The sequence below is a fragment of the Mucilaginibacter sp. P4_G9 genome (assembly GCF_056400985.1).
Genome location: NZ_JBFUKF010000410.1, coordinates 1 through 4,423 on the forward strand (window position 1 = coordinate 1; position 4,423 = coordinate 4,423).

Annotated in this window: 2 protein-coding genes and 1 pseudogene; all 3 read right to left on the reverse strand. The window is 43.1% G+C overall.

The annotated features are described in order from the left end of the window. Positions 1-147: 147 nt before the first annotated feature. On the reverse strand, positions 148-1,644 hold the full coding sequence (locus AC1DPZ_RS22700; RefSeq protein WP_477407741.1) for a glycan-binding surface protein: 1,497 nt from the start codon (positions 1,642-1,644) through the stop codon (positions 148-150). A gap of 24 nt (positions 1,645-1,668) precedes the next feature. Then, positions 1,669-3,255: a RagB/SusD family nutrient uptake outer membrane protein gene (locus AC1DPZ_RS22705; RefSeq protein ID WP_477407743.1), complete on the reverse strand. Its 1,587-nt coding sequence runs from the start codon at positions 3,253-3,255 to the stop codon at positions 1,669-1,671. Between the two features lie 31 nt (positions 3,256-3,286). Further along, positions 3,287-4,423, reverse strand: a pseudogene (locus tag AC1DPZ_RS22710) (SusC/RagA family TonB-linked outer membrane protein); the annotation flags it as partial.

Consider the following 4,423-nt stretch of genomic DNA (forward strand, 5'->3'; position numbering starts at 1 on the left):
GATTCTTCGTTTTTTTACAGGAGAATAAAGATATAACTGTAATAAGAGATATCAATATTGTAAAACAATACTTAATTTTCATTTTGGCTTAATTTTAATTATTTAAAAAGCCCCGCGGCGATATGCTGCCGTGGGGCTGTAGGCTATTTAATTTTTCACACACCTAATATTGTCAATAGCGGCATAAAAACCAGTTCCAGTTGGCGAAGTACTGAAATTTTTAAGGGTCATATTATAACTATTCGCACCGGTAGGCCCTAATAATTGGCTTATTTGAGTAATTGATTCGCCATCCCCTAATTCGTCAACTTTTGATCTGAAGTCAGATAAAGGAATAGTTACGGTTTGCCAACCTTTCGTTTTAAAAGCTTTGGTAACATTTGAACCAGGGATTTTCCATGGCTCATAACGCGCAACATAACTGTCACCTGCAAATTCAGTTCTGATATAAAGCGTACCTCCATTCCATGGGTGGGCCACACTTATTTCAAATTGAAGGGCCCAGTGTGAAGGAGGATCTGTAAGATTTGCCACAGGTACCCAGTGATTACCCGTATTAGAATTACCCAATGGGGCGTATTTACTTGCACCGCCATCTAAAACAGGAGAATCAAAATATATATACATAGTATTATTTGTTCCCATCGAACCATTAAAATCGGCCACAGGGCCGAAAGCCAATTTTTCATCTCCCCACCAGGGATAACCAAAATTATCACCCCACTCAAAATTTGCTAAAAGACCATCAGTAACGCCATTTTGAGTATTTACTTTATAAGGAGTAGAAATCGTGCCATAACTGGTAACAATGGTCACTGGCCCACTGGAGTAGCTATTCCTATCTGGAGCCGAAAACTTAACATAAGCGCCATGTGGACTTTCTGTGAAATTTGTAATAGTAGCACCGCCAAAAGAAATTGACTGGATAGTCTTAAGGTAAGTACCATAAACATAAACCGAATCACCAGCGTTGGCATTAGCGTTGGAAATGCTGCTAATGATTGGCTTTGCATTTATGGTATCCCGGGCAGTACCAGACTTAGTAGTTACTATGATAAACTTGTCGGATGTTGTTGCCGGCATCAGAAAACCAAGAGAGGTGCCATCGGCATTCGAGTTAAATTTTGGAATTTTGGTTCCGCCATATGAAAACTGCTGAACCAATACTAAATTGGAACCGTACAGATAAACCGAATCGCCGGGGGCGGCAAACACATCGGATACGGCGCTAATAGTTGGCGCCGGCGGGCCTAATTTGAAAGCGAACGTTGCTGAACCTGCTCCTGTAACATATTTTACCGTATACAGTTTGGCAGTATCAATTTTTCCAAAATCTATATTAGGGATTTTCACCACAGCACTGCCGGGGGCAAATAAAGCTGTGTTAAAAGAGGCGGGAACCCCATCAAAATAAATTTGAGTTGCATTTTGCAAATTCTGCCCGGTTATTACCACCCATTGACCTTTTGCTACGGCGCTATTTAAAACCGTATCATTAGGTGAGGCTACGTAACTTTTAATAGCCGCGATAACCGGAGGGGCGCTGCTGCCGCCATCTGCATTCTTTTTACAAGCTGGTGATAAAGCCACGATCATAAACAAAAGCGGCAAAAAACACAGGCGTAAGTATGATTTCTTTTTCATAACAAAATATTTAAAATGTTTTAATTAATAGTAAGGTACCGGCGGCTGTGCCAATTTAGGGTCGGTGGTTAACTCTGATGACGGAACCGGCAACGTAAATGAATTGATAGTTGCCGGAAGCGTAACTGGCGGAGCAATAGTATCCCTTGTAGCCTTACGCGTTACAGGGTCATAAGTAAACGAAATCCGGCCGTGGGTGGCATCCTGATCATTAAGAAACTTCACAGCATTCGACGGATCATAATAAGAATACCTAACCAGGTCTATCCAATATTGTCCTTCAAAAGCAAGTTCAACCCTTCTCTCCGTGCGCAATAAAGCCGGGGTTATCACATCCACAATATCAACGCCGGCCCTTGTCCGCACTTTATTAAAATAAAATCGGGCTTCAGCATCGCTCGTACTGGCATTATTGCCCAAAATAGCTTCGACATATACCAAATACACATCGGCCAACCTTAGGATTGCATTATGTTCGGGGGATGACCATCCGTCCATTGTTGGCGAATTGTTGTCTTTTTCGTTGCCAATAATGTGTTTTTTCAGGCCCGTCCCTGTCGCCTTATAACCACCACCGGCGGCATTCAATTCGGGATAAAAATCTCCATTCAACATAATAGTGGCTTTGCGCCTTACCGTATCCTTAGCAGAATACATCCGGTATAAATCATAGGTTGGTTGTAAGGCTTGCCATCCACCTTGTTTTTGTGGAAGTATATCTGCGCTTGGTGAAAAATAAAGTTGTATAGCATTGCCACCTCCATAACCTACACCAGCGGCCCATTGAAGCGCGAACAACGACTCAGGGTTATCGTTGTTTTGCGCCTTGAAAAGGTCATAATAGCTGGGCAGCAAATCTAAATTGCTTTTACACACATTGCCCGCATACTTTTTGGCACTGTCAAGCAAGGCCTGATCGCGTGAACCGCTTTTGCCTACACCTGCCATCGTCAGATATACTTTGCCCAGCATTCCCTGCGCCGACCAGGTAGTCACCCGGCCTTTTTCGTCTGTTTTTGGGAGGTTTTGCGCTGCGAAGGTTAAGTCTTTGGCAATGAATTTATAAACATCCGAAACAATATTACGGGGAAGCAGCGGATCTTTAATCAGTTTGCTGTTATCTTCAATAATTGGCACTGCACCCCAATATACCGCCAAATGATAATAAGCAACGGCACGAACAAACTTCGCCTCAGCTATGGCCGCATTTTTGTCTGCCGCTGAAATGGACGGATCAGCCTGGGTCTGTATGGCGTTGATAACGCCATTACATTGCGCAATAACATTGTACAACCCAACCCAGCCATTTGTCACCAGACCATTTTGCGCGGTAATAGTGCGTGTAAAAAGCTGTACTAAATCGTTACTATACTGAAAGCTGCCGGTGCCGCTCAATACGTCGCCAAATGGTATCATGGCACCATTATTCCATTGAAACCACTGCGAACCGCCGTAAAGGCTTGCCGTAGCCAGGCGTAAATCGGAGGTGGTTTTGTAAAAATTAAGAGAACTTATCTGCGAGTTGGACGGACGGTCCAAAAAACTCTTTTTACATCCGGCCACTGCTGCCGCACATAGCAGGATGATGATAATTTTGTTAATTGATTTCATAAACATATATTTTTAATCGGTGATCGTTTTATTATTTCAAGGTTATGTTTGCACCAACAGTAAATACTCTTGGCTGCGGGTAATAACCGCTGTCCCAACCTGCCTGAAGCGGGTTCCACGAACCAATTTCAGGATCCATGCCTTTATATTTTGTAATGATAAAGGCATTGGATACGTTGGCATATATCCTGACAGACCGCACAGCTATTTTTGACAAAAGGCTTTCTGAGAACCGGTAACCTAAGGTGATATTTTTGCACCGCAGGAACGATCCATCCTCGATCATCAAACTATTAGGACGGTTATTGCTGTTGGTATTGTCATTTCTCACGCCTACAATTGTTGTATTTGGGTTGGTAACATATACATTGTTAACATCGGACGAAGAGCCGGTAGGATCTACCATAGCCAGTTTTGCATAATTTAATACCGATGTAAAATAGGTAGTATGATTTTGCGGATCGGATTGCTGTATAGCCATTTGATTGAACACCTTGTTGCCATAGCTGCCACTGAAGAAAATATTCAGATCAAAATTTTTGTAGTTAAATGTATTATTGATACCATACTGGAATTTCGGGATCGGGGAACCCAAAAAGGTTTGGTCCCTGGAGTCGATAATACCGTCGCCATTCAAATCCTTGAACATACGGTCGCCGTACCAGATACCACCGCCTGCCGGAGAAACCGGATAAGGGTTACCACTTGCGTTGGCAGGCAGGGCATGGTTTAGAAGATCAGATGGCTTTGCAAATATCCCATCAAATACGTAGCCGTAAAATTCGCCAACGGGCTGCCCCACCACGGTTTTTTCAATTATATCGTTAATTACATATGATTTCTGGCTTAGGTTAGCATCGGTTCCCCCGGCACCTAAATAGGTGACTTTATTGATATTTCGCGATATGGTGAAAGCAGTTTTCCAACTGAAATTTTTAGAAGTAATATTGGTAGAATTGATTTGTAAATCAACCCCTTTGTTGGTTAGCGAGCCGACATTGGCAAAAGGCGCTTGCATGGATCCCGGGCCCCAACCCGCTACAGTACCAGAGTATGCCGGAAGCGGCACCTGTAACAAAAGGTCCTTTGTTTCGCGGTCGTAAACGTCTAATGAAAAACCTAACCGCCCATTCCAGAACGATCCGTCGATCCCCGCGCTGTAATAATT